The 19,985-nt window shown below is 59.2% G+C and carries 17 protein-coding genes and 1 tRNA gene; 6 read left to right on the top strand and 12 right to left on the bottom strand.

The window, feature by feature from the left end; translation table 11 throughout:
• Positions 1-185: 185 nt before the first annotated feature.
• From cydB to AC6CDK_RS00905, 12 genes are all read right to left on the bottom strand, one after another.
• Positions 186-1,214 carry a cytochrome d ubiquinol oxidase subunit II gene (gene cydB, locus AC6CDK_RS00850; RefSeq protein ID WP_039644907.1) on the bottom strand — a complete coding sequence of 343 codons (1,029 nt, stop codon included), beginning with the start codon at positions 1,212-1,214 and terminating at the stop codon, positions 186-188.
• A 1-nt stretch (position 1,215) separates the two neighbouring features.
• Positions 1,216-2,568 carry a cytochrome ubiquinol oxidase subunit I gene (locus tag AC6CDK_RS00855; RefSeq protein WP_066357460.1) on the bottom strand — a complete coding sequence of 451 codons (1,353 nt, stop codon included), beginning with the start codon at positions 2,566-2,568 and terminating at the stop codon, positions 1,216-1,218.
• Between the two features lie 144 nt (positions 2,569-2,712).
• Positions 2,713-3,126, bottom strand: coding sequence for an RrF2 family transcriptional regulator (locus tag AC6CDK_RS00860; protein WP_039644910.1), 414 nt, complete (start codon positions 3,124-3,126; stop codon positions 2,713-2,715).
• 83 nt (positions 3,127-3,209) lie between these two features.
• On the bottom strand, positions 3,210-3,908 hold the full coding sequence (locus AC6CDK_RS00865; RefSeq protein ID WP_039644911.1) for a YkgJ family cysteine cluster protein: 699 nt from the start codon (positions 3,906-3,908) through the stop codon (positions 3,210-3,212).
• Between the two features lie 73 nt (positions 3,909-3,981).
• Complete coding sequence (gene pyrE / locus AC6CDK_RS00870; protein WP_066357462.1) at positions 3,982-4,530, bottom strand: orotate phosphoribosyltransferase; 549 nt, start codon at positions 4,528-4,530, stop codon at positions 3,982-3,984.
• 17 nt (positions 4,531-4,547) lie between these two features.
• Positions 4,548-5,948, bottom strand: a complete 1,401-nt coding sequence (gene purF / locus AC6CDK_RS00875) for an amidophosphoribosyltransferase (RefSeq protein ID WP_039644913.1) — start codon at positions 5,946-5,948, stop codon at positions 4,548-4,550.
• A 34-nt stretch (positions 5,949-5,982) separates the two neighbouring features.
• On the bottom strand, positions 5,983-6,810 hold the full coding sequence (locus AC6CDK_RS00880) for a phosphoribosylformylglycinamidine synthase subunit PurQ (protein ID WP_039644914.1): 828 nt from the start codon (positions 6,808-6,810) through the stop codon (positions 5,983-5,985).
• A gap of 3 nt (positions 6,811-6,813) precedes the next feature.
• The gene (locus tag AC6CDK_RS00885) at positions 6,814-9,804 is read right to left on the bottom strand and encodes a phosphoribosylformylglycinamidine synthase subunit PurS (RefSeq protein WP_192905118.1); all 2,991 of its coding nucleotides are present in this window, start codon (positions 9,802-9,804) and stop codon (positions 6,814-6,816) included.
• Entirely contained in the window at positions 9,805-10,899 is a 1,095-nt protein-coding gene (locus AC6CDK_RS00890; RefSeq protein ID WP_039644916.1) for a mechanosensitive ion channel family protein, read from the bottom strand.
• Positions 10,892-12,187, bottom strand: coding sequence for an adenylosuccinate lyase (gene purB, locus AC6CDK_RS00895; protein WP_039644917.1), 1,296 nt, complete (start codon positions 12,185-12,187; stop codon positions 10,892-10,894). The genes AC6CDK_RS00890 and purB overlap by 8 nt, the downstream gene beginning before the upstream one ends.
• 121 nt (positions 12,188-12,308) lie before the next feature.
• Positions 12,309-13,079 (bottom strand): MBL fold metallo-hydrolase, encoded by a 771-nt coding sequence (locus AC6CDK_RS00900; protein ID WP_192905119.1) that lies wholly within the window; start codon positions 13,077-13,079, stop codon positions 12,309-12,311.
• A gap of 156 nt (positions 13,080-13,235) precedes the next feature.
• Positions 13,236-15,308, bottom strand: a complete 2,073-nt coding sequence (locus AC6CDK_RS00905; RefSeq protein ID WP_039644920.1) for an ATP-binding protein — start codon at positions 15,306-15,308, stop codon at positions 13,236-13,238.
• Positions 15,309-15,538: 230 nt separating this feature from the next.
• Between AC6CDK_RS00905 and gap the strand changes: the two genes are divergently transcribed.
• The 6 genes from gap to AC6CDK_RS00935 all read left to right on the top strand — a co-directional run bounded on the left by gap (position 15,539) and on the right by AC6CDK_RS00935 (position 19,974).
• Complete coding sequence (gap, locus tag AC6CDK_RS00910) at positions 15,539-16,540, top strand: type I glyceraldehyde-3-phosphate dehydrogenase (RefSeq protein ID WP_039644921.1); 1,002 nt, start codon at positions 15,539-15,541, stop codon at positions 16,538-16,540.
• 107 nt (positions 16,541-16,647) lie between these two features.
• Positions 16,648-17,844 carry a phosphoglycerate kinase gene (gene pgk, locus AC6CDK_RS00915; protein ID WP_039644922.1) on the top strand — a complete coding sequence of 399 codons (1,197 nt, stop codon included), beginning with the start codon at positions 16,648-16,650 and terminating at the stop codon, positions 17,842-17,844.
• A gap of 11 nt (positions 17,845-17,855) precedes the next feature.
• Positions 17,856-18,611, top strand: a complete 756-nt coding sequence (gene tpiA / locus AC6CDK_RS00920) for a triose-phosphate isomerase (protein WP_039644923.1) — start codon at positions 17,856-17,858, stop codon at positions 18,609-18,611.
• A gap of 88 nt (positions 18,612-18,699) precedes the next feature.
• Complete coding sequence (gene secG, locus AC6CDK_RS00925) at positions 18,700-19,074, top strand: preprotein translocase subunit SecG (RefSeq protein ID WP_039644924.1); 375 nt, start codon at positions 18,700-18,702, stop codon at positions 19,072-19,074.
• 109 nt (positions 19,075-19,183) lie between these two features.
• Positions 19,184-19,270: transfer RNA gene (locus AC6CDK_RS00930), tRNA-Leu, on the top strand.
• Between the two features lie 344 nt (positions 19,271-19,614).
• A complete protein-coding gene (locus AC6CDK_RS00935; protein WP_010942264.1) occupies positions 19,615-19,974 on the top strand; it encodes a response regulator in 360 nt (119 codons plus the stop codon).
• Positions 19,975-19,985: the final 11 nt, after the last annotated feature.

The raw sequence follows: 19,985 nt of genomic DNA on the forward strand, positions 1-19,985 counted from the left end.
AAAGCGTCTATCCACGGCCTTGTCGTGCCGATGCGGTGAGGCCACAGCAGAGCTGACGTCTCTAAACGTATCGGCGGATTTGAGGGTGGCAGCATCAGGAAAAACAGCACGGCAAAGGGGCTACCACCGGAAAGAGCCCACGGTCAATGGGCTCTTTCCGGTGGCGGAAGGCGGGAACGGATGTATCAGTAGGCGTGTGTATCGTTGAGAACGTCTGCCTCCGTGACCGGAGCCCGGAATATCCGGTACACCCAGATCTTGTAGGCGATGACGATGGGAACGAAGATAAAGGCAACCGCGGTCATGATTTTGAGCGTATAGGGGCTCGACGATGAATTGAAGATGGTCAGGCTGTAGGCCGGGTCGAGGCTCGACGGGATCAGGTTCGGGAAGAGCCCTGCCACGCCGGTCGCAGCCACCATGAGCACTGTCACGCACGAGGCGGCAAAGGCAGCCAGGGTCGCCCCCTTGGCCGAGAAGAGACGCGTGCCGACCAGCCCGGCCACGGCAAGCAGAGGAACAATGAACAGAACCGGCTGGGACAGGTAGTTATCGTACAGTTTCGTGGCAAATTTCGTGTACGCGAGAAACGCCACCGCAACCACCAGGAGCGCCGGCCAGACCTTGTCGGCAACGCCCTTTGCCCGGGCACTCAGGTCGCCAACCGACTTGACCGACAGGTAAAGGGCTCCGTGCACCGTGAAAAGGAGCACGAAGAGCACTCCCGTGAGCAGTCCGTAGGGATTCAGCAGGCCGATGAGGCTGCCGTGGTAGCCGTCGGCGTCCATGGGAAGGCCGGCGAAGATATTGCCGAAGGCCACCCCGAACAGGAGCGCGGGCAGAAAGCTCGACACCTGAATAGCCACGTCCCATGCCTTTTTCCAACTGGCGCTCTCAATCTTGCCCCTGAACTCGAAGGCCACCCCGCGGATGATGAGCGAGAAGAGCAACAACAGGAGCGCCGTGTAGAGATAACTGAACATGAGCGCATAGGTGGTCGGAAATGCGGCAAAGGTTGCTCCGCCGGCGGTGAGCAGCCAGACCTCGTTGCCGTCCCAGACCGGTCCCACGGCGTTGATGAGCACCCGTTTCTCGCCGTCGGTCTTCGCTATTACGTTGTGCAGGATGCCCGTGCCGAGCACAAATCCGTCGAGCATGAAGTAGACCGCCCAGAGTACACCCCAGAGAACGAACCAAGTAATCTGCAGTTCCATGTCAGGCCCCCTTTGCCGTCGCAGGCTTAATGATGCCGGAAAGATCGTCGTCGGGTCCCTTGCGGGCATACTTGGCCAGCAGGTAGATATCGATGGCACCCAGCAGGCTGTAGATGAGCGTGAACCCCACCAGCGAACCGACCACCTGGGGCGTTGTCACGGCCTTTGAGACACCGTCGGCCGTCTTGAGCACTCCATAGACGATCCAGGGCTGACGACCCAGTTCCGCCACGATCCAGCCCAATTGCGCCGCAATGTATGGGAGCGGCAGTGCAAGCAGCATCACTCGCAGGAAAAGGGTCCGGTTTTCGAAGTGCTTCATGCGCGAAAGGATCACGCCGGCCAAGGCGGCCAGGGCCATGAACGTACCCAGGCCCACCATGAGTCGGAAACTCCAGAAGGTGGGCTGCACCGGCGGGCGCAGCTCCTTGGGAAAGTCCTTGAGCCCCTTGATCTCGGCATCGGGGGTGTGGAAGGCGAGCATGCTCACCATGTTCGGAATACAGAGCCGCTCCACGGCGTTGCACTCATTCTTCGGGTCGGGGAGCAGAATCAGGTTCATGCCGACCCCCTTCCGGGTCTCCCAGACTGACTCCATGGCAGCGAACTTGGTGGGCTGAGTCTTGGCTATCTCAACGGCGTGGAAGTCACCGGAGAGGAATACCAGGATGGCGGCGACGAAGCCGAAGGTGGCTGCCATTCTGAACGAACGGACGAAGAAGTCGATGCGGTTCTTTCTGAGCAGGTGCCAGGCGGAGATCCCCATCACGAAGAAGGCCGCCACCATGTAGCCGGACGTCAGCGTGTGAACGAATTTGATGATGCCGTAGGGATTGGTGACCACGGCCAGAAAGTCGACCATTTCGGCCCGGCCGTTGCGCAGCACGTAGCCGACCGGCTTCTGCATCCAGCCGTTGGCCAGCAGGATCCAGAGAGCCGAGAGATTGGTACCGATGGCCACGAGCCAGATGGCAACCGCATGGGTCACCTTCGACACCTTGTTCCACCCGAAGATCCAGACACCGATAAAGACCGACTCCAGGAAGAATGCCACCGTGGCCTCGATGGCCAGCGGAGCGCCGAAGATATCGCCCACGTAGCGGGAATACTCGGCCCAGTTCATGCCGAACTGGAACTCCTGGGTAATGCCGGTGACCACGCCGAGGGCGAAGTTGATCAGGAAGAGCTTGCCCCAGAACTTGGCCATTTTCAGATAGGTTTCATCACCCGTACGCACGTACCTGGTTTCCATGTACGCCGTGAGAACGGAGAGGCCGAGGGTGAGCGGCACGAAAATGAAGTGGAACATCGTCGTTGCCGCGAACTGGAGCCTGCTCAGGGTTAGTACGTCCATTCGCCGTTACCTCCTTTGAGAATGTACTTCAGATCGTTCATGCGGTTGTCTGCGCCGCACATGTAACGCGCCCATGAATGGGCGCGGCTTTATTAAGAGTACCATACAGGACTAATTTTATCCTGTATACGGGCAAAAAAATTTTCAGAGTTTCGTTGTGGCGGCCAGTTCTTCGAGGGTCACCGCATCAAGGGTTTCGGCGACTCGTTGCTGCACCTTCCGCCATACGGGGTGAACGCCGCAGATGTTATCCCGCTCGCAGGTGCCGCTCCCCAGGAGGCAACGGTTGGGCATGATGGGTCCTTCCACCGCCTCCACCACTTCGCGCAGGGTAATGTGCGACGGGTGACGCCCGAGAATAAACCCGCCCCCGGCACCCCGGAATGATTTTACAATGCCGATTTTGGCAAAACTCTGCAGAATCTTGGCGAGAAACGTCTGGGGGACGTCCGTTGCCTCGGCGATCTCGCTGATGAGCGCCACCCTGCCCGGTGGAATCTGGGCAAGATAGATGACGCCGCGAATTGCGTATTCACCCTTTCGGGTTAGTTCCATCATAACAATCCCTAAAAGACCAAATTTGTCTTTTTTATACCAGAGCTCATCGAAGCTGTCAAAAAGAAAATGTGCCTCAGCGAAAGTTATTTACTGCCAGCGTCGGGGAGAGACAATGCGGCGAGGCGGTTGCCCCAGGAGAGCCAATCAATGCTGTCGAACGCAATGACAAGGGCGGTCGGGATGAAGGTGTCCACTTCGCTCAGGGGATGGCCGAGAAGGCGGCCTGCAAAGGTCCGGATGAGCCGGACTTCCTCGGTGAATATCCGGTTGAAATCGCCACGCAGGGCTGGATCGGCCAGAGGGTCGGCATCCATGTAGTTGAGGGTGCACCACTCATCGTGCATGATCTCGCCCGACACATCGATAAGGGGAAGCCCGTGCAGGCGGCAGGTCATGGGGCGATACCCGTAGACGAGACAGCGGCCACGTTGATCCAGAAGCGGACAGGGAGTCTCGTCGTCATCTGGCATGAGCGCTTCCCACTCATCCTCGGGGCGCATGTTGAGGATGAAGGGCTGATCGAATTCGGGCCACACCAGTCCGAGTCCTGCGATACGCTCCCGGCATCGGTCAAGGACCTGCCCGCGCACCTCCGGGTCGAGCCGGTCAAAGCCCCGGCGCAGAAAGGCCGCGTCCAGGAGCGTTATGTCGAAGAGCCCCCGGCAGCAGTCCGAACAGCCGTCGGCACAGCGGATGCGGTCGCCCGAACTGCCGAGGCAGGCGCGGAACCAGTCGTCGATGCGGGAGAGCAGGCTGCCGTAGTGGTCGAGAATTTCTTCCATGGTTCCATTAAAAAGGCAGGCGGGAGCGCACCCGCCTGCCTTCTCCTCATGCTTTCGAAGCCTCCGGCCCTTGTCAGGCCAGCAGTTCGGACTTGGTAAAGATGGTCCGGAGCTCGTACCCTTCCTGCTCGATATTCTCGCGGCCCCCCTCCTCGCGGTCAACCAGGGAAACGATGCAGAGCACCTGGAGCCCTTCCTCTTCAGCCCGCTTGACCGCCTTCATGGAGGAACCGCCAGTGGTAACCACGTCTTCGACAATGACCACCTTTGATCCAGGAGGGAGGTTCTTGCGTCCTTCAAGCCACTGGCCCGTGCCGTGCCCCTTGGGTTCTTTGCGGATAATGAACGCGTGCATGGGGCGACCGTCCAGAAATGCGGCAATGGAGGTTGCCGTGGCAATGGGGTCGGCGCCGAGGGTGATCCCCCCTACCCCCTGGACCCCTTGCACATCCTTGATGGTCTCATAGAAAAGCTTGCCCACCAGCAGTCCCCCTTCGGCATGGAGGGTGGTCTGCTTGCCGTCGAAATAGAAGTCGCTTTCGCGGCCCGAGGCGAGAATTACCCTCCGCTTCTCGTAGGACAGCTCCAGAATGATCTGCTTCAGTCGTTCCTTGTCGGTCATTGGTCGGTTCACTCCTTTCAGAAAAGGTCCAGTTGGGGTTCGGCCATGAGGCGCGGAAATGTAATCGGGTAGCCGCCGGAGAAACAGGCCTTGCAGAAGGGGTTGCTGCCGGCGCCCACGGCCTGGAGCAGCCCTTCCTCCGAAAGGTAGCCCAGCGAATCGGCGGTTATGTACTTGCGGATTTCCTCGATGGTGTGTGACGAGGAGATGAGTTCTTTGCGGGTGGGGGTGTCGATGCCGTAGTAGCAGGGATAGCTCGTGGGAGGTGATGAGATGCGAACGTGAACCTCGGATGCGCCGGCATTGCGTACCATTTTCACGATCTTGCGGGAAGTGGTGCCGCGGACGATGGAATCATCGATGACCACCACCCGCTTTCCCTTGAGCACCTCCCGCACCGGGTTGAGCTTGATCTTCACGCCGAAGTGCCGGATCGACTGCTGTGGCTCGATGAAGGTGCGCCCCACGTAGTGGTTGCGGATCAACCCCAACTCGAAGGGAAGGCCCGCCTCCTGGGCATAGCCCAGGGCCGCGGGGACCCCCGAATCGGGAACCGGGATAACGATATCGGCATCGATGCCGTGCTCGCGACAGAGCTGGCGCCCGAACTCCTTGCGGACCTGGTAGACGTTCTTGCCGAAGATGTAGGAATCGGGGCGGGCAAAGTAGACGAACTCGAAGATGCAGGGTGCCGGCTCGATCTTCTTGTGGGGGAAATGGGAGGTGAGCCCGTCCTTGGTAATGACCACGATCTCGCCCGGCTCGATTTCACGGACAAACTCGGCCTCGATCAGGTCAAGGGCACAGCTCTCGGACGCAACCACCCAGGCATCGCCGAGCCTGCCGAGACAAAGGGGGCGGAAGCCATGTGGATCGCGGGCCGCCACCATGCGGGTCTCAGTGAGAAACAGAAGACAGTAGGCACCCTTGATCCGGCCGAGGGTATCGATGATCCGATCCTCCAGGGAACTATGCTTGGAGGTGGCCAGCAGGTGGAGAATCACCTCCGTGTCCATGGTGGTCTGGAAAATGGAACCCCAGGCCTCCAACTCGTCCTTGATGTATTGGGCGTTCACCAGGTTACCGTTGTGGGCAACGGCAATGGAACCCCGGGAGTAGTCGACCTTGATGGGTTGTACGTTCTTGAGGACCGAGTCCCCGGTGGTGGAGTAGCGCACATGCCCGATGGCGGATTCGCCGGGGAGATTGCCGAAGATCTCCTGGTTGCCGAAGACATCCGCCACGAGCCCCATGCTCCGGTGGGTATAGAGACTGCGACCGTCCGAGGAAACAATGCCGCAGGCCTCCTGCCCCCGGTGCTGCAGGGCATAGAGCCCCAGATAAGTCAGGTTGGCCGCCTCGGGATGGCCGTGGATACCGAAAATGCCGCACTCTTCCGTTGGTCTGTAGAGCTTCATCATCTCTCCAAAATGGTTTGGCGGACACCCGCCCCTACAGCAGGTTTGCCTTGACGTAGGCGGCCGCGTTGCGGAACAGGACAAGTCCATCCCCCTCTTCGGGAAGTTCTTCGCGGGTCCAGCGGGGATGATTGGTCCGGTGAAGGAACGCCTCGGGATGAGGCATCATCCCCATGAGCCGGCCGGATTCGTTGCAGACCGCAGCGATGGCATTGACCGACCCGTTGGGGTTCAGCGGAAACTCCATGGTGGGTGCCGAATATGTCGCGTCTGAATAGGTGAAGACCGCCAGGTGCTTCCCTTCGATGGCGGCAAGGGTTGCCGGGCCGTCCACAACGAACTTGCCTTCGCCGTGGCGGATTGGCAGATAGAGCCCCCTGTCCACTCCCCTCGTGTAGATCGACGGCGATGCCGGGTCGACTTTCAGGTAGACCCAGCGATCCTGGAATCTGCCGCAGTCATTGAAGGTGAGAGTTGCCGTCTGGGTCAGATAGGCGCCGTCAATGGCAGGCAGCAGTCCCATCTTGGTCATGAGCTGGAACCCGTTGCAGACGCCGAGGATCAGCTTGCCCGCATCAATGAAACGCATGATCTGGTCGATCAGGTGTTCTTTCAGGTCGTTGATCCGGGCATATCTGAAGCGGTTTGCCTGGGCCTTGGCGCTCCCCAGGTCGTCCCCATCCAGGAACCCGCCGGTGAGATTGAGGAAATGGAACTCGTCGAGCCGGACCTCGCCGGTGAGAATATCGGAAATGTGGGCGATGACGGTTTCGTCGAAGCCGCCGAGGCGGCAGGCGTGGGCCGCTTCCATTTCGCAGTTTGTGCCGTTGCCGGTAATGACTATCGCTCGTGCCTTTGCCATTGATTACAGCTCCCTCAGCGGGCTCTGCCACGCTTGCTTGAGTTCGTCGATCCCCGCGTCGATGACCCCGGTGCCCGAAAGACCGGCAATGGTCACCCTACCCTCTTCCGTCACCACTCCGATGGAGGAGAAGCAGTTCCCTGCCATGACCGACTCGAAGGCATCCCGGTTTTCGGGACGAACCGTGACCAAGTGCCGCGACGCAGACTCGGAGAACAGGAGAGCTGCGTCGCTCTTCCGGGATTCATCGCCGCTCCAGAGGACCCGTGCCAGTTCGGCGGCAATGCCGAATCCGCCGGCAAAGGCCGTTTCGGCCAGGGCCACGGCGAGGCCGCCGTCGGAAAGGTCGTGACATGAAGCAACCAGCCCTTGGCTGATGGCCCGGTGCAAGGCACGGTAACGCGGCAGCGCCTCGGCCGTATTCACCTGCGGCACGCTGTTGCCCACGTATCCCTTGAGGGCCAGGTACTCGGAGCCGCCCAGTTCATAGCCGGTCTTGCCCAGGAGGTAGACGATGTCGCCCGGACGCTTGGCATCCATGGTGACTGCAGTGCGGATGTCGTCGATCTTGCCGATCACCGAGAACAGGAGGGTCGGCGGGATGGATATCTTCACGTTGCCGTCCCAGAAGTCGTTCTTCATGGAGTCCTTGCCCGAGATGAGAGGGATGCCGAAGGCAACGCAATAGTCATAGAGGGCCTTGTTGGAGCGAACCAGTTGGGCCATCTTGTACTCGCCGTCAGGGGTCTTGTCGGACTGGACCGGGTCGCACCAGCAGAAGTTGTCGAGCCCCGCCACCAGATCCAGGGAGCCGCCCACGGCCACATAGTTGCGCAGGGCCTCGTCAATGGCGTTGGCGGTCATGTGGTAGGTATCAATGTCGCTGTACCGCGGGCAGATGCCGTGGCTCACCACGACCCCCTCGAAGGAGTCGAGCACCGGCCGGATCACCGCCGCATCCGAGGGGCCGTCGTTGGCAACGCCCGTGAACGGCTTCACCACGCTCCCCCCCTGCACCTCGTGGTCATAGCGCCGGACCACCGACTCCTTGGAGCAGATATTGAGCGAACCGAGCAGTTGCTTCAGGTCGGCAGCATAGTCTTCCTTCACCTCCGGCGCCGGCTCCTCGTGACGCTTCACTTCCCATACTCCCCGCATCTGCATGGGAGGAAGCCCTTCGTGGAGGAAGTCCATGGGAAGGTACGCGACGGTTCTGTCCCCGTACATGATGTGGAAATAGCCTGAATCGGTGAACTCGCCGAGTATGGTCGCCTCAACGCCGAAACGGCGGGCCATGGCCATGAACTCGTCGATGTGCTCGGGCGGCACCGCGAGGCTCATCCGCTCCTGGGCCTCCGAGATCAGGATTTCCCAGGGATCGAGCCCCGGATACTTGAGAGGCGCCTTGGACAGATCCATGCGGCAGCCGCCGCACTCGCCCGACATCTCGCCGATGGACGAGGAAAGCCCGCCGGCGCCGTTGTCGGTGATGAAGTTGTAGAGCCCCTTGTCCCGCGCGCGGATGAGGAAATCGGTCATCCGCTTCTGGGTGATGGGGTCGCCGATCTGCACCGCCGTCACCGGAGAGCCTTCGTGGAGCTCTTCGGATGAAAAGGTGGCGCCGTGGATGCCGTCCTTGCCGATGCGACCGCCGGTCATGACGATCAGATCGCCGGGACGGATGAACTTCTCGTGGGCCGGGACCCCGTTGATGGTGGCGGGCATGAGCCCTGCCGTGCCGCAGAAGACCAGGGGCTTGCCGGCGAAACGGTCGTCAAAGACGATGGAGCCATTCACCGTGGGGATGCCGCTCTTGTTGCCACCGTGCTCCACCCCTTCCACGACGCCCTCATAGATGCGGCGCGGGTGCAGCAGCCGGCTCGGAAGGGGCTTGTCGTAGAACGGCGATGCAAAGCAGAAGACATCGGTATTGAAGATGAGTTTGGACCCTTTGCCGGTGCCGAAGGGGTCGCGGTTCACGCCGACGATGCCGGTGAGCGCTCCGCCATAGGGGTCCAGGGCCGACGGAGAGTTGTGGGTCTCCACCTTGAACACCAGGGACCAGTCGTCGTTCCAGCGGATGACCCCGGCATTGTCCTTGAAGACCGAAAGGCAGAAGTCCCGCTCGCCGAGCTGCTCCCGTACCTTCCTGGTGGTTCCCTGAATAAAGGTCTTGAACAGGGAGCGGATCTCCTCGCGGTTGCCGTTTTCGTCGACATATTCGATGTTACCGGAGAAAATCTTGTGCTTGCAGTGCTCCGACCAGGTCTGGGCGAGGGCCTCCAGCTCCGCGTCGGTGGGTCTGGCCGCAAGCCCGACCTTGGCCCGTTCCGCTATCACGGCGGGGTCGCGGTAATGGCCCTGGATCACCTTCATTTCGTCGAGCGTGAGGGCAAGAACCCCTTCGCGGCTGATCCGCATCAGCTCCTCGTCGGAAACGTTCAGGTCGATCTCCCGAACCTGGGCGCGGGTTTCTCCCGTCACTTTGGGGACAACGACTGCAACCCCGCCGGAAGCGGTGAATTCCGCCCGATCCAGGACAATGTAGCGCTGGATGAGCGTGTTGCAGAGGAGGTCGCGGGCAATCCGTTCCACATCGGTCCGCGACAGGGCTCCGGAAAGCAGGTACTGCACCGAGGTGTAGACCCCCTCTCCTGCGGCAAAGGGACGGCCGGTGATGTATTCGATGGCCTCCCGGGCCGTGCGGCCCACGTTGTCGGTAACGCCGGGTCGGAACCCGACCTCCACCAGGTAGTCGAACCCGTCGGCAAGAGGCCGGTCCAGGCTCCAGGTCTGGATGACCGGGTCGCTGAACGGCTCCGAGGCGGCTTTCACCAGCTCTTCCTGCGAAATGCCGGCATCCACCGTATAGACGTCGATGGTGCGCACCTCGCGCACCGGCAGGTGGAGAAAATGCTCGATCTCCCGCCGAACCCGCTCGCCGCGGGCATCGCGAACTCCCTCTTTCAGGGCGATTTCGATTCGTTGCGCCATTTACTGTTCCTTTTCCATGATGACCGTCCGTATCGGATAGGGAATGGTGATCCCCTCCTCGCGGAACCGTGCGATGATCCGTTCATTGATTTTATCGGCAGTGGCGAAGACAGAGCCGTATTCACTCACCCAGAAGAAGAGCGACATATTGAGGGCGCTTTCGCCGAACGACACGAAAAACGCCTCTGGCGCCGGCTCCCGCAGCACCGCGGGGACATCCAGAGCCGTTTCCACCAGCAGCGACTTGGCCCGTTCGACGTCGCTGTCATAGGAAATGCCGATGTTGATCCGCCCCTTGGCGCGGACGTCGGGAAACGCCAGATTGATGATGGTGGTGTTGCAAAGCTCCGAGTTGGGAATGATGAGCAGCGTATTGTCCACGGTCTTGATCTTGGTGGTTCTCAACCCGATATCGGCCACGTCACCCCATTGGCCGGAGGCAAGCTGAATCCGGTCGCCGATGCGGAAGGGACGGTCCACCATGAGGGTAAAACCGGAGATCATGTTTGCCAGCGTTTCCTTTGCCGCCATACCGATGGCAAGGGAGCCGATGCCCAGTGCCGTCACCACCGATATGATGTCGTAGTTGAAGTGCTGCAGCACCACCATCAGGGCGATGCCCGAGAGGAAAATGGTAATGAGCTTTTCAAGGGGAGGGATGATCTGCCGGTCCACTCCGGCCCCGTGACGCTCGGCAAGCCGGCTTCCATACCACACCAACAGCTCGTTTGTGACCCGCCAGGCAATATTGGTCACAACGATGGTGTTAATGATAAAGATGGCCCCGGCACTGAGCACGTGGGCCTTCTCCGGAAACGGCAGCGACTTGACCGCATAGTAGAGCCCGGCCAACACCACCAGCAGACAGGCAGGCGGCGTCACGCGCGTCAGAATGCGGTCGTCCAGGTCGGTGCTCGTGAACGCGGTGAACCGGGGGACCCATCTGCTAAGCAGAGTCCGGAGAAGCAGAGACAACCCCCAGAAAAAACTGAAGATGATCAGGGCGATGAGGGCTTCCTTCAGCCAGAAGAGCAGCAGATGATCCCCTGCCTCCAACCGGTAGAAGCTGCTGAGAAACGCTATGATGTCAGCCACCGAAGACCCTCGTGAAGATGGTGTCCACATGCTTCAGGTGGTAGTTGAGGTCAAAGGCCTCACGGACTTCATCCTCCGGGAGGAAACCGCGCACTTCACTGTCGGCCAGGAGCTCCTCCTGGAAATCCTTGCCCTGCTCCCACACCTTCATGGCATTGCGCTGGACCAGTTCATAGGCCTTCTCGCGTGACGCACCGGCAGTGGCCAGCTTAAGGAGTACCCGTTGGGAGAAGATGAGGCCGCGCATGAGGTTCAGGTTCCGCATCATGTTCTCGGGGTAGACCACGAGATTGTCGATGAGCCCGATGGCCCGGTTGAGCATGAAATCGAGACAGATGGTGGCGTCCGGGCCGATGACCCGCTCGACGGACGAGTGGGAGATATCCCGCTCGTGCCAGAGGGGCACGTTTTCGAGGGCGGATACCGCGTAGCCCCGCATGAGCCGTGCAAGGCCGGTCAGGTTCTCCGAAAGGACGGGATTGCGCTTGTGGGGCATGGCCGACGACCCCTTTTGCCCCTTGCTGAAAAACTCCTCGGCCTCAAGCACTTCGGTTCGCTGGAGATGACGGATCTCCACGGCGAACTTCTCGATGGAGGCGGCGATGATCGCCAGGGTGGAGAAGAACTCCGCGTGGCGGTCCCGCTGGATCACCTGGGTCGAGCAGGGAGCCGGTTTGAGCCCTGCCTTGGCGCAGACATATTCCTCCACCTGCGGATCGATATTGGCAAAGGTGCCGACCGCGCCGGATATCTTGCCGTAGGCAACGGTTTCCCGGGCAGCCTCCATCCGGCGGAGATTGCGCTTCATCTCGTCGTACCAGAGGGCCATCTTGATGCCGAAGGTGACCGGTTCGGCGTGAATGCCGTGGGAACGCCCCATCATCGGCGTATCCTTGTGTTCGTAAGCGCGGCGCTTGATGACCTCCATGAGGCGTTTGATGTCATCGATGATGAGATCGGATGCCTCGGTCAGGAGCATGGCGAACGATGTGTCGAGCACGTCCGACGACGTGAGTCCCAGGTGGACGAAGCGCGAATCATCTCCGATGTAGTCGGCAACGGAGGTGAGAAAGGCGATGACGTCGTGCTTCACGGTCCGCTCGATCTCGTCGATGCGGTCCACGTCGAAGTCAGCCTTTGCCTTGATGCGCTCCACCGCGTCGCGGGGCACGTTGCCCAGGCCGGCGTGGGCCTCGCAGGCGTAAATCTCGATGTCGAGCCACTTCTGGTAGCGGTTGCGCGGCTCCCAGATACGGGCCATTTCGGGACGGCTGTAACGTTCGATCACGGGCGGGTCCTTCCTTTCGTTCAATGAAGTATGTGCAGCCCCTGACAGGAGTCGGAACACACGAAGCATCCATCCTGTGCGGGTCGGTCGGCAGGCTGCAGAAAACGACGCCAGCAGCCTGTCAGATATTCAAAAGCTCGCTGGGCCGATACTGATCACCCATAATGAGACGTGGGGAGCAGATGTTCTGCCCGGCCAGGAAACTGGCGGTTACCTGGCGGGCCATGACGGGATCGTTGTTTACCTCCGAGAGGTGGGCAAGAAAAAGCCCCTCCAGTCCGGGGTTGATCACCTCGGCCAGGAGGGCCGCTGTATCGTTGTTGGATAGGTGTCCGTGACGGGACTTGATCCGCTGTTTCAGGTGCCAGGGATAGGGCCCGTCCATCAGCATCCCCTCGTCGTGATTCGACTCCACGACCAAGGTCCGGCAGCCCGCGAGCTTGTCAGTCACGAGACGGGTTGCGGTTCCCAGATCAGTCGCGACCCCGACCTTTCCCTCCCTGCTTTCAATGGAGAACCCCACCGGATCGCAGGCGTCATGGGTGATCCGGAACGGGTCCACGAGCACATCCCGAAACGTGAAGGAATAGCCCGACTCGAACTCGATCACATCGGCGCCATGGAGCTGACCGCTGATCTCCCGGTGTGTCGGATAGCTCACGTGAACCGGTATCCGGTACTTCCTGGCCAGAACTCCGGCACCCCGCACATGGTCCGTGTGCTCGTGGCTGATGAACAGCGCATCGAGATCATCGGCCTCAACCCCGACAAGAGCAAGCCTGCGGACCAGTTCCCGGGCCGAGAGGCCCGCATCAACAAGAATCCTGCTCTCGCCGGTCTCGATGAACAGGGAATTGCCCTTGCTCCCGCTGGCGAGGAGACAAACCCTCACACACCCTCCATTCATGGCCTTTCGGTCTACCGGCAACCGGACAGCTCAACCTATCTTATATACAGGAAACAGGGGGGATGATTCAAGGCGAAAGGCGGAAAAATTTTCTAACGATCAACGGTTGCCGGATGCCGGCTTCGGTCAGGATCGCGAAGGTCACTCAAGCAGATTGAGGTAATCGATGCTTCCATCTCCGGTGATGGGATTCAGGGGCAGCACGATATGGAAGGTGGAGCCGGGAAATTGCTCGGGATTGTAGCCGGGCGACTCGACCCATATCTCGCCGCCATGCATCTCGACGATTCCCTTGGCAATGGAAAGCCCGAGCCCCGCGCCGCGCGCCTTGAATGCCACCTTGCCCGAACTGTGCTCTTCGATATTTCCCACCTCGTAGAATTTGTCGAATATTCGGAGCTGATCATCCATATCGATGCCGATGCCGGTGTCTGTGATAGTGATTTCAACGTAAAGGTGCTGTTCCTTGCCGATATTGACCACCGGCTTGGCCAGTTCCGGAATCGGCGCCTGCTTGGAGCGGAGCAGGTACTTGGTCCGGGTGGAAACGGTGATCCGGCCGCCATCGGGGGTAAACTTGATGGCGTTGCCGATGACGTTCGACATGAGCTGCATGAGCCGCACAGGGTCTCCCTTGATCCGGGGGACCGTCTCATCCAGTTCGCCGATCAATTTCTGCTTGCGCATGGAGACGAAAAAGCGGAGCTCGTTCATGGAGTCTTCGATCAGCCGGTTCACATCGACATCGTCGAGCTTGAGCCGGAGCCGCCTTTCGTCGATCATGGAGATATCGACCATATCCTTGACGATATTGTCGAGCCGAGCAGCGGCATTGGAGATGTTCTGCACCATGTCGACCACATTCCGGTCAACCTTGCCGCTCATGTCGGAAAGGATCAGCTCCGCATACCCCATGATCACGGTGAGCGGCGTTTTGAGCTCGTGGGAGGCTATCCCCAGGAACGAGTCCTTCATCTTGTTGAGCCGGGCCAGGTCGGTGGCGCTTTTTTCCAGGTTGAAAAGGATCTCACGTTCGCGGGTTACGTCGCGGATGATTGCCTGAATGAGGCGTTCGGACCCGATGGTAACGGTGTTGGCGTGGATGAGCCCCACAACCTGTTCACCCTCCACCCGCGAGAAGCGGATCTCCTCTGCCACATGCCTCCCCTTCCCCACCTCCTGGAAAAAGTTGTAGACAATGGGGATATTGTGGGTCTTGACCAGGACAAGCATTCTGCTCAGGGGCAAGCCGACGACCTCCTCTGAGCTGTGGCCGAAAAATTCCTCCGCCATCTTGTTAACCATCTTGACGATCTCGTTCTCATCCACGACAACGATGGCGTCACTGGCGTCCTCCAGCAGAGACTTGTACAACTCTTCGCTCTTCTCCAGCTCGAGACTCAGGCTTTCCAGCTTGAGGTACGACGAATGGAGATCGTTGTGGATATTCTCAAGTTCCTGGTAATTGCGCTTGATCTCCTCCTCGCGGTTTCCCAGGGCTTCGGACATGACGTTCACATTCCGGGCGAGTTCGTTGAACTCATACACGGATAGTTCGTCGATCCGGTGATCGAAGTTCCCTTCCCTGATCTTTTTCACCCCGCCCAAAAGGGCGGAAATGGGCTGCACAATGCTCTTCTTGACAAAAATGACCACCAGCGAAAACGAGATCAGGAAAAAAAGCCCCAGCACCATGACGGAGCGGAGGATGATCCCTCCAACCTTCTGATCAACCACCTTTTGCGAGAAACCGATATGAACGAGCGCCACCTGCTTGCCATCCGACGAACGGACCGGCGTCACCGTATCGTAATAGGCACCATCTTCCCCGATCAAATGGATACTCTGGTCGAGCCGGGTGGTAAAAGCCTTCTTGATGATGTCGAAGCGTAGGGAACGATAGACGGGATCGTTGAGAAACAGAACGGAACTTTCACTGTCCGTGATGACGCAATAGGCGATTTCAGGGCTGGAGTTGACCAGCTCCCGACACTTTTCGCTCAGACCCTCGATATCCCTGATGTCGATGCCGAGGCCGACAACCTTCTCGATACTCCCGCGCAAAGAGGTCCCGAGGCTTTGCGATCGCAGGATCAGCGCCTGGATATAATCACGCCTGAACCCCACGACATCCATGCCGGAATTGGCGGCAATCGTGAGAAACAGGATGATGAATGAAAAAAGGATTATTCGTTTTTCAAGGGTATTTTTCATGGAACCGTATGAACAAGGACGGAGAAAACGCTCCTTCTTGACGGGCCTATAGTAGCACAACTTTCATAACCTTCTCATCATTTTTATACATGCGGCGCCTCGCCCGATGCAGCGTGAGACCGTCCCTGACGGCACAAAACGGTTGACGCTCGGCCCGCAACCCTATATGATTGCGGGGTTTGTATACTACAGGCTCGCCGAGCTCTCACATCACGCGACAGGAGGTTTCAATGGCTCTCAGGGTTGCAATCAACGGTTTCGGCAGGATCGGACGCTCCGTGCTCCGCGCGGCTACCAAGGAGAAGGGTATTGAGATCGTTGCCATCAACGACCTCACCGACGCCAAGACCCTGGCTCACCTTCTTAAATATGATTCGGTCCATGGCCCGTTCCCCGGCAAGGTTGAGGTAGGCGACGGCGCAATCATCGTGAATGGCAAGCCCATCACCATCATAGCCGAGAGAAATCCCGAGCTTCTCCCGTGGAAAAAGATGAAGATCGACGTGGTCCTGGAAGCGACGGGCCTGTTCACGGCGCGCGAAAAGGCCGAACTCCACCTGAAGGCCGGCGCCAAGAAAGTCATCATCTCGGCTCCTGCCACCAACGAAGACATCACCATCGTCATGGGGGTCAACCATGACGCCTATGATCCTAAGAAGCACAACATCATTTCCAACGCCTCCTGCACCACGAACTGCCTCGCCCCCGTGGCAAAGGTTCTCCATGAAACCTTCGGCATCGAAAAAGGACTGGTCACCACGGTTCACTCCTACACCAACGACCAGCAGATTCTCGACCTTCCCCACAAGGACCTGCGTCGCGCCCGGGCCGCGGCCATGTCCATGATCCCGACCACCACCGGCGCCGCCAAGGCGGTCTCTCTCGTTCTTCCGGAGCTGAAAGGCAAACTTGACGGCATGGCCATTCGCGTCCCGACCCCCAACGTCTCGGTGGTCGACCTCGTGGTCACCCTCAAGAAGAAGACCGATGCCGAAAAAGTGAACGCAGCCCTCAAAAAAGCAGCCAAAGGAAGCCTCAAGGGAATCCTCAGATTCGAGGAAGAGCCCCTGGTCTCCATCGACTTCAACGGCACCACTCACTCCTCCATCGTTGACGCTCCGAGCACCAAGGTCATTGACGGCACCATGGTAAAGGTCCTTTCGTGGTATGACAACGAAACCGGTTTCTCCAACCGGGTCGTGGACCTGATGAAACTCATCGCGTCCAAGTAAACCGGATACACGCAAGGGGGGGGATCAATCCCCCCTTTTCTTTTGCCCGCCAGTCAGACCACCCCTGCCCCCTGCATTACTGACAACCATCTACTCGGGAGGAAACCATGGCAATCCGCTATATTGACGAAATACCTGAACTTAAAGACAAAAAGGTCTTCATCAGGGTCGACTTCAACGTTCCCCTGGACGAACATCAGAATATCACCGAAGACACGCGCATCAGGGCGGTCCTCCCCACCATCAACTTCGCCCTCGATGCCGGCGCGAAAGTGATTCTCGCTTCCCACCTGGGACGCCCCAAGGGGGAGCGCAAGCCCAAGTACTCCATGACCCCGGCGGCAAAGCGTCTCTCGCGGCTCCTGGGTAAAGAGGTACTCCTGGCGCCCGACTGCATCGGCAGCGAAGTTCGGCAGATGATCGACGCCATGAAATCCGGCGACATCATCATGCTGGAAAACGTACGCTTCTATGAGGGCGAGGAGAAAAACGACGAAAACTTTGCCCGCGAACTGGCCAACGGCTGCGAGATCTACGTGAACGACGCCTTTGCCGTCTCGCACCGGGCCCATGCGTCAGTTGAAGCGATAACAGCGTTCTTTCCGGTAGTTGCGGCCGGATTTCTCATGAAGAACGAAATGAACTACTTCGAAAAGGCAATGCAAAAGCCGATCCGCCCGCTGGTCGCCATCCTGGGCGGGGCAAAGGTTTCGGGCAAGCTGGAAGTTCTCGAAAGCCTGCTCAACAAGGTGGACAAAATCATCATCGGCGGAGGCATGGCATTCACTTTCCTGAAGGCCCTCGGCTACAACGTGGGCAAGTCGCTGGTGGAGGAGGATTTGATCGAAACGGCCCGCTCGACCTACGCCAAAGCCCGAGAAAAGGGGATCAAGTTCTATCTCCCCGTTGACTGCGTGGCTGCCGACCGGTTCAACCCCGAGGCCGAGACCAAGGTGACCACCATTCAGGAAATCCCCGAAGAGTGGATGGCGCTTGATATCGGTCCCGCCACGGTGGCCCTCTTCACCGAGGCGCTCCAGAACGCCAAGACCATCATCTGGAACGGCCCCATGGGGGTTTTCGAGATGGATGCCTTTTCCCGCGGGACCTTTGCCATGGTGACAGCCGTGGCCAACTCCTACGCCCTTACCATTGTCGGCGGCGGCGACACCGACTCGGCGGTCCACCGCGCCGGTGAATATGCCAAGATCAGCTACATCTCCACCGGCGGCGGCGCCTTTCTTGAGCTCCTCGAAGGCAAGAAACTCCCCGGCATCAAGGTGCTCGAAGAAAACGGAAAATAGGAGGAGCGTCCATGAGAACACCCGTCATTGCAGGAAACTGGAAGCTGTTCAAAAAGCGCGCCGAGGCCCGTGAACTGGTCAATGGGCTTGCTCCGCTGGTGAAGGATGTGCAGGGGGTCGAAATCATCGTGGCTCCGGTTTTTACCGTGCTGGCCGCCGTAAAGGGCGCCCTGGACGGCTCAGCCATCAAGCTCGCTGGCCAGGACTGCTTCTGGGAAGAGGAAGGGGCTTACACCGGCGAGATTTCGCCGGGCATGCTCGTGGATGCCGGATGCAGCCATGTCATCATCGGCCATTCAGAGCGCCGCCAGTATTTCGGCGAAACCGATGAAACCGTGAATCGCAAGATCAAGGCCGCCCTCAAGGCAGGACTCACGGCCATTGCCTGCATCGGAGAATCCCTGGTAGAGCGCGAGGCGGGCACAACGTTCGACGTGCTGCGGGCACAGTTGAACGGCGGACTGGCCGGGCTTTCCGCCGGCGACCTCAAAGACGTCATCATTGCCTATGAGCCGGTATGGGCCATAGGCACCGGAAAAACCGCCACGGACGCCCAGGCCCAGGAAGCTCACGCCTTCATCAGGGGCGTAGTGTCCGAACTTCTCGGCAAACCGGCGGCAGAGGCGGTTCGCATCCTTTACGGAGGCAGCGTGAAGCCCGAGAACATCAAAGGGCTCATGACCCAACCCGATATCGACGGCGCACTGGTGGGAGGGGCCAGCCTCAAGGCGGACTCTTTTGCGGCCATTGCTTCATTCAGTATGTAAACACGAAAGAACGCCAAGTTAGGACTTGGCATTTCAATTAACCTGTGGTATGGATTTCAGGTTACTAACATACAGTGGAGTTGGCATTATGATGATCTTTTTGACGTTTCTTCACATTCTCGTCTGTCTCGCGCTGATCGGCATCGTTTTGCTCCAGTCTGGCAAGGGAGCCGAAATGGGCGCATCGTTCGGTGCGGGCGGCAGCCAGTCGGTCTTCGGCGCCAGCGGAGGAACAACCTTCCTCAGCAAACTCACCACTGCCGCAGCCGTCATCTTCATGCTGACATCCCTTACCCTCGCGTACCTGTCCGGCCGCGCGGAAACCTCGTCCATCATGCCTGCCAAGGGTGTGTCGGCTCCGGCTCCCCAACCGGCTGCGCCGCCGGCGCAGCCTCAACAGAGCCAGCCAGCTCCCGCGCAACCGGCGGTCCCCACGCCGACACCGGCAGCACCGGCAAAATAGAGGTTCCGGAAAAAAGCAGTTGACACCCACACAGAGATAATGCTACAAAGTGGGTCCCTGATGACGAAGAAGCCTGATGCCATCAGGGTTCAGACAAAAACAAAGGTTTGCGGTAGTGGCGGAATTGGTAGACGCACCAGCTTGAGGGGCTGGCGGGGGTTACCCCGTGATGGTTCGAGTCCATTCTACCGCACCAACAACAAAGGCCCATCAACTAGATTGATGGGCCTTTTCTTTTGCCCATAAATTATGCAACACCTGATATGCCAATCTTACCCTTGCTCACAATAAAGAGGCGCGCCACATGAAACGGCGCGCCCCTTTCTTCTTTATCGAAAGCCGGAAAGGCGAGTAACGATCCTGGTAAGACGCCTCGGTAACTCTTAAATTAAACAGGCATAATCTCACCGTCACCCGCCAATGACAGCCGGAGCCCGTCTCCGGCTGTTTTTTTGCTAAACGAAACGGGCAACCTGCCGATATGAAATTATGTATGGAGAAATCAAACGCGTTCGGCGTGACCATAGGAAGGAGGAATGCATGAAAAAGGTTCTCATTGTGGACGACAGCATCTCGGTGGCCCGTCAGCTTGACAAGATTCTTTCGGAAAGCGGCGAATTCCAGGTGGTCGGACACGGCAAGAACGGCATGGAGGCCATCCGCATGCACCAGACCGAGCACCCGGATATCATCTGCATGGACATGAACATGCCGGGCATGGATGGACTCACGGCCCTGCGAACCCTGGTGGCCCTTGACAAGAACATCAAGGTGGTGATGGTCACCTCCCTGGGTGGAGTCGGCGACAAGTTCACCGAAGCCCTGCGGCTCGGCGCCCGGACAGTCATCTCCAAGCCCTTCGAGGCTGACAATGTACTGAAGATCCTCCGCGAGCTCTAACCCGGCTCGCC

Source organism: Geobacter sp. PheSNFMC, from assembly GCF_059620965.1.

Bases quoted from the DNA above. Each gene is read 5' to 3' on its own strand.
- AC6CDK_RS00865 (WP_039644911.1), bottom strand. From the start codon at position 3,908: ATGGAAGAAATTCTCGACCACTACGGCAGCCTGCTCTCCCGCATCGAC.
- pgk (WP_039644922.1), top strand. From the start codon at position 16,648: ATGGCAATCCGCTATATTGACGAAATACCTGAACTTAAAGACAAAAAG.
- tpiA (WP_039644923.1), top strand. From the start codon at position 17,856: ATGAGAACACCCGTCATTGCAGGAAACTGGAAGCTGTTCAAAAAGCGC.
- AC6CDK_RS00855 (WP_066357460.1), bottom strand. From the start codon at position 2,568: ATGGACGTACTAACCCTGAGCAGGCTCCAGTTCGCGGCAACGACGATG.
- AC6CDK_RS00885 (WP_192905118.1), bottom strand. From the start codon at position 9,804: ATGGCGCAACGAATCGAAATCGCCCTGAAAGAGGGAGTTCGCGATGCC.
- cydB (WP_039644907.1), bottom strand. From the start codon at position 1,214: ATGGAACTGCAGATTACTTGGTTCGTTCTCTGGGGTGTACTCTGGGCG.
- pyrE (WP_066357462.1), bottom strand. From the start codon at position 4,530: ATGACCGACAAGGAACGACTGAAGCAGATCATTCTGGAGCTGTCCTAC.
- AC6CDK_RS00935 (WP_010942264.1), top strand. From the start codon at position 19,615: ATGAAAAAGGTTCTCATTGTGGACGACAGCATCTCGGTGGCCCGTCAG.
- purF (WP_039644913.1), bottom strand. From the start codon at position 5,948: ATGAAGCTCTACAGACCAACGGAAGAGTGCGGCATTTTCGGTATCCAC.
- AC6CDK_RS00880 (WP_039644914.1), bottom strand. From the start codon at position 6,810: ATGGCAAAGGCACGAGCGATAGTCATTACCGGCAACGGCACAAACTGC.
- gap (WP_039644921.1), top strand. From the start codon at position 15,539: ATGGCTCTCAGGGTTGCAATCAACGGTTTCGGCAGGATCGGACGCTCC.
- AC6CDK_RS00860 (WP_039644910.1), bottom strand. From the start codon at position 3,126: ATGATGGAACTAACCCGAAAGGGTGAATACGCAATTCGCGGCGTCATC.
- AC6CDK_RS00905 (WP_039644920.1), bottom strand. From the start codon at position 15,308: ATGAAAAATACCCTTGAAAAACGAATAATCCTTTTTTCATTCATCATC.
- secG (WP_039644924.1), top strand. From the start codon at position 18,700: ATGATGATCTTTTTGACGTTTCTTCACATTCTCGTCTGTCTCGCGCTG.